The 4,596-nt window shown below is 49.7% G+C and carries 5 protein-coding genes and 1 pseudogene; 3 read left to right on the top strand and 3 right to left on the bottom strand.

From position 1 onward, the window contains the following. On the top strand, positions 1-184 hold a 184-nt coding region (locus L0156_09505), incomplete at its 5' end, for an FAD-binding protein (GenBank protein MCI0603237.1). A 56-nt stretch (positions 185-240) separates the two neighbouring features. Beyond that, entirely contained in the window at positions 241-690 is a 450-nt protein-coding gene (locus L0156_09500) for an SRPBCC family protein (protein MCI0603236.1), read from the top strand. Between the two features lie 15 nt (positions 691-705). On the opposite strand, the gene L0156_09495 is transcribed toward L0156_09500, so the two are convergent. After that, positions 706-1,515 carry an AraC family transcriptional regulator gene (locus tag L0156_09495; protein ID MCI0603235.1) on the bottom strand — a complete coding sequence of 270 codons (810 nt, stop codon included), beginning with the start codon at positions 1,513-1,515 and terminating at the stop codon, positions 706-708. Positions 1,516-1,760: 245 nt separating this feature from the next. On the opposite strand from L0156_09495, the gene L0156_09490 reads away from it, so the two are divergent. Continuing rightward, the gene (locus L0156_09490; protein ID MCI0603234.1) at positions 1,761-3,269 is read left to right on the top strand and encodes an alpha/beta hydrolase; all 1,509 of its coding nucleotides are present in this window, start codon (positions 1,761-1,763) and stop codon (positions 3,267-3,269) included. Between the two features lie 320 nt (positions 3,270-3,589). On the opposite strand, the gene L0156_09485 is transcribed toward L0156_09490, so the two are convergent. Continuing rightward, positions 3,590-3,799, bottom strand: a complete 210-nt coding sequence (locus L0156_09485) for a hypothetical protein (protein ID MCI0603233.1) — start codon at positions 3,797-3,799, stop codon at positions 3,590-3,592. Further along, positions 3,775-4,229 (bottom strand): annotated as a pseudogene (locus tag L0156_09480) (adenylate/guanylate cyclase domain-containing protein). Before L0156_09480 ends, L0156_09485 begins: the two are co-directional and overlap by 25 nt. Positions 4,230-4,596 lie beyond the last annotated feature (367 nt).

Genomic DNA, 4,596 nt, shown 5'->3' with positions numbered 1-4,596 from the left:
GAACATGGCAAGCGAATTGAGTGAAGCACTCGGTGGCAAGCGCTACCTTTCGGGCCTGGTCCAGTTTGATCAAAGGAAATGGAAGGAACACTACGATACAAGCTGGAGCGAAATGAAACGAATGAAGAAGAAATATGATCCGAACGGCGTTTTGAATCCCGGGTTCATCGACTTCACCGCATAGGAATTGTCCTGATAACGTACACATTTGCATTTGCATTTCCAATACCGGAGTAAATCATGAAAGAATTTGAACTCAATCATGAGATCTTTGTGAAGGCCTCCGCCAAAAAAGTCTTTGAGGTCTGGACCGACTTCGAGCACTGGCCGCAGCTTTATCCCGAAACTTATGAAAGCGTGAAGGTTCAGCGGGAAGGCAATCGAGTCATGACAGAAGAAGTAATCAAAACAATGGCCGGAAAACAACAGGCCACCATTGAAACGGTTTTGGAACCTCCGCATCGTTATATCCGGTATTTCAAAGATGGTCCGATGGAAGGATCGATTCGAACGACCACCCTGGAAACATCCAACGATGGAACTGTGGTTAGAACTCAGATGCAAGTGAAACTTGGGGGAATGGTTGCCATGTTACTTGGCGATCTCGCCGAAATGCTCTTCCAGAAGAATATTGAAAAACTTTCGCAATCCCATGCGCGCGTCGCAGAGGCAGAAGCTCCTGAAAAATGATGTGCTTCCGATCTTTCAAGAATTCAATTTGCGCGGGCAGGATGCAGCGCGATACTGTGTTGGAGTGACTCGCATGAATCGTTTGAAGATTCTGGAAAAGTGACTGTGATCTGAAAATCCAGCCGAAAGAGCAATTTGTGCCAGCGAAGAGTCCGAATGCGCAAGCGCGTTACACGCCTGCTCGATCCGAAGTTTACGAATGTAGTCTCCGATCGTGCAGCGATGAAATTTCCGGAATTCACGCGTCAGGTGGACCGGGTGAATGCCGACTGTGGTTGCAATTTCGGTGATAGTCAAATGATCTGAAAAGCGCTCTTGCAGAAGATCGAGTGCTTGTTTCAACCAGGGGGGTGGCTGACGATCCACAATCACCTTGCGGGAGCGGGAAGCTTCTGCGAGCATTTCGAGTGCGACGCCTTCAATGGCCACCGGAGAAGCCGTATCCATTTCGCGAAATTCCTTATAGAGATTCATAAAAAGGCCCCCCAGCAATCCTCGATGCGTATAAACACACTGATCTACGATCAATGAATATTCCCGAATTCTGTCCAACCAGGAAGGCGGAATCTCAACACTGAAGGCACGAAGGTTCATTAGTGGCACTTTCAGCGAATGAGGATGATCCATCGGAAGATATTCCAACGTAAACGGCTGATACTCCCGGAGCTGATTCCCATAAACTTCTACGCATGATCCGCTCAAGGAAATACAAAAGAGCGCAGAAGGATGAGAGTGCATTGGAATGCTGCTCTTTGCAGGGAATTGGATTTCCTGCAAAAGAAGGCTTGAGATTTTGGCGCTCCTGATGATATCACGTGGGTTCATCAGACCTCCGCTTTAACCGCCAAGTGCGCCAAGTTTTAAAACTTTTTCCTATCTTGGCGTTCTCCGCGTCTTGGCGGTTAAACTTTCTAAGTACGACTCGAGTTTTCGATAAAACGTTTACACTGTTTTACACGATTTTTTTGAACGATTCAAAAAGTTAGGTTTATTCCACAATGCTTATTTATTTCAAGACAGAAGCTGTTTCGGCATGTTATGTTCAGCATTGCTCTCACGGAGGAATAATTATGGTGAGATTTCTACTAGGCGTTCTTGGAGGACTTTGCTTTCTCGCTCAACCAATCGTGGTTTTTGGCGAAACACCTCAGCCAAATACAAGCCCGTCTTCGTGGAAGAAGGTGGACTGCCCCTTCGATACGAAGAAAGCGCTGCTTCCGGTCACTTGCGGCCAACTGAAGGTGCCTGAAAATTACGATGATCCAAAAGGTCGATCCATAGAAGTTGCCTTCATGGTCATCAGCCCTGAGCGCAAGATAGATCCGCAAAACGCCGTCATTTTCCTGAGCGGAGGGCCCGGATCACCGAGCCTTGTACACGTAGAGACACTGGTCACAGTTCCAGCCATCCGTGAGATTGTTGTCGATCGGGACTGGGTGTTCTTTGACCAAAGAGGCGGCGGCCGATCCACTCCGGCACTCCGTTGCCCCGAAGAAGAAGATTGGTTTAAGAGGGTGAAGACTTGCAGAGACCAATTCGTAAAGCAAGGTGTGGATCTTTCTCAGTACAACAGTGCACGTATTTCCAGAGACATGGAAGCGCTCAGAAAAGCATTGGGCGTGAAGCAATGGAATGTTTGGGGAGCCTCCTACGGCGCCAGGCTCGCGTTCACCGTGGCGCGCTACTATCCCTCGAGCGTCCGGTCCGTACTTGTCGACGGTCCCTATTTGCCTGAAGACCAGGAGGTCGTCGAAGATCTTCATGGTGCAGAGGTCGTACTGAACAAAATATTCTGGAAATGCACGGCAGATGCGGACTGCGCGTCCAAGTATCCGCAACTGAGAAGCCGGTTCCTGGCCGCGCTTCCCAAGCTCCGGCAGCAGCCGTTAGAAGTGGGGAAGGAGCGGTTCGACGATTGGAGGGTGACGAGCTTCCTTCAAAACAGTTTATATGGCGGCGCCGTTCCGACTTTTGAACAACGCGTACAGACCGTGCTCGCTTACGCGGATGCCGCAGCTCGTGGCGACGGCAAGCTCATGGTTCAGATCGAGGAACAAATGACAAAGGACACGCCAGCGCCTCCGACCTTACCGGACCAGGGAAAGTGGACCACTGGACAGAACCTCTCGATCGATTGCCACGAAGAGAAGGTGTTCGAAACCGTGGAGGAATATGAGCAAGCGGCGGCCAAATCCGACATCGTCCGTGCTTTGTTCGGACAAGACGGCATGCATGAAAGATTCAAGGCGTGCGCGTTGTGGCCTGCGGGGCAAGCAGACCCGATCGAAAACACTCGCATATATTATGACGGACCGATCCTCGCTTTCACCGGGGAATTGGATCCAACCCTGTCAGGACTTGCAGGCTACAAGATCGAGATGATCTATGCCAACGCAAGGCACGTCGTCTTCAGCAATGCCGGGCACGTTCAGTTTTATATACGAACATATAATTATTCACCGGAAGAGTATCCGTACAGGCGGTGTGCCCTGGAATTAGGGCGCCAATTCCTTACCGATCCGCAGCGATCCCTGGATACAAGTTGCGCTACTACACGACAGTTGCGCTTGGTGAAATAATAATGCGCCACCCGCGGGGGTCGTACTCATTGCAGGTTCCATTCCTCGCCTCGTTGATTGGCAATGATGGGGTCTTATCACCTGAAGTTCGATCGCTCTGAAATGACGAGAATCGTTATTGCTCCGCGATGCCAGGTTCGACCAAAGCGTCGGACATTCTTCGGTCCACATCCGCTGACATTGCGCCAGGGCCTTTTCGCAAAAGAGGAAGGGACAATGCAGGTTGTACGATTTTCGCTTGACGGATTACGTCTCTCGCTTCTTCGATTTTGCCCAGTCCTGTGAGATTGAGAGCGGCCCAAATATATCCAAAATAGCAATCAGGGAGAAGAGCAATTCAGCCGCTTGCTGACATGGACTCCTTCTTCATATTGTCCTGCATTCCAATAGGCTCCACCAAGTGCATCGTAAAACACCCATTCCATCGGATCATGCGGACTCAAACGCATAGCACGTTTCACCAGTTCTATGCTTTGCTCCGGTGGCTCTCCAATCATGTGCGTCATGTGGCGCGTTGATACAAACTCCATGCTTCGAGATTCTCAGGGTCCCGGCGCGAGGCACGAACGTGTTCCGCGCGCTGCAAATCACTCGCGAGCGATGCAGCAATCGCCTCACTGATTTCATCCTGTACAGCGAAAACATCCTTTAGTTCGCGATCGTATGTTTTGCCCATACGTGTTCGCCGGAAGTCGCATCAATCAGTTGTGCTGCAATTCGCACACGGTTGCCGGAGTTCCGCACGCTTCCTTCCACAACGTAACGCACTCCTAGATCGGAAGCCACCTGTTTTACATCAACTGATTTTCCTTTGTAAATAAAACTGGAATTTCGCGCGATCACAGGAAAAGATCTCCACAAAGAAAGGCGCGTAATCAAATCTTCGGCAAGACCATCCACAAAATATTCTTGTTCCGGATCGCGCGTAAGATTGTCGAAAGGAAGAACCGTAATTGCGGGTCGCCCACCAAACCCGGAGATACTCTTCTCAGACGTTTGCGAAACAAAAATTCCGGGACGAATTTGCGCCGTAACACTTCGAGTTCCTGCCGAATTTCCTTTGCCGTTTGTCTGCGACGTTCGCGCTTCTTTTCCAGACACTGTCCGATCAATTGAATCAGTCCTTCCGGAAGATCAGACCGCAGAAAATTTTGATCGTCAAACGAAAAAACACAGATCATTCGGAAGTTCGGGCGATTTACTGCCGACCGTGCTCTGGAAAAGCCTGGCACAAATTTGGCACAAGCAGTTTTATGAAATTTAGTTAGTTACTCAAACTTCACTGAACAATCACGTCGCATCATCTGGTTTCAATCATTACTGAATG

The sequence above is a fragment of the bacterium genome, assembly GCA_022616075.1.
GTDB lineage: Bacteria > Acidobacteriota > HRBIN11 > JAKEFK01 > JAKEFK01 > JAKEFK01.
The sequence above is the reverse complement of the archived record's forward strand: the minus strand, read 5'-3'. Positions and strand labels throughout refer to the sequence as shown.

What these genes read in the sequence shown, in the direction of transcription:
- L0156_09500 (MCI0603236.1), top strand. Translation starts at nt 241, where the DNA reads ATGAAAGAATTTGAACTCAATCATGAGATCTTTGTGAAGGCCTCCGCC.
- L0156_09495 (MCI0603235.1), bottom strand. Translation starts at nt 1,515, where the DNA reads ATGAACCCACGTGATATCATCAGGAGCGCCAAAATCTCAAGCCTTCTT.
- L0156_09490 (MCI0603234.1), top strand. Translation starts at nt 1,761, where the DNA reads ATGGTGAGATTTCTACTAGGCGTTCTTGGAGGACTTTGCTTTCTCGCT.
- L0156_09485 (MCI0603233.1), bottom strand. Translation starts at nt 3,799, where the DNA reads ATGGAGTTTGTATCAACGCGCCACATGACGCACATGATTGGAGAGCCA.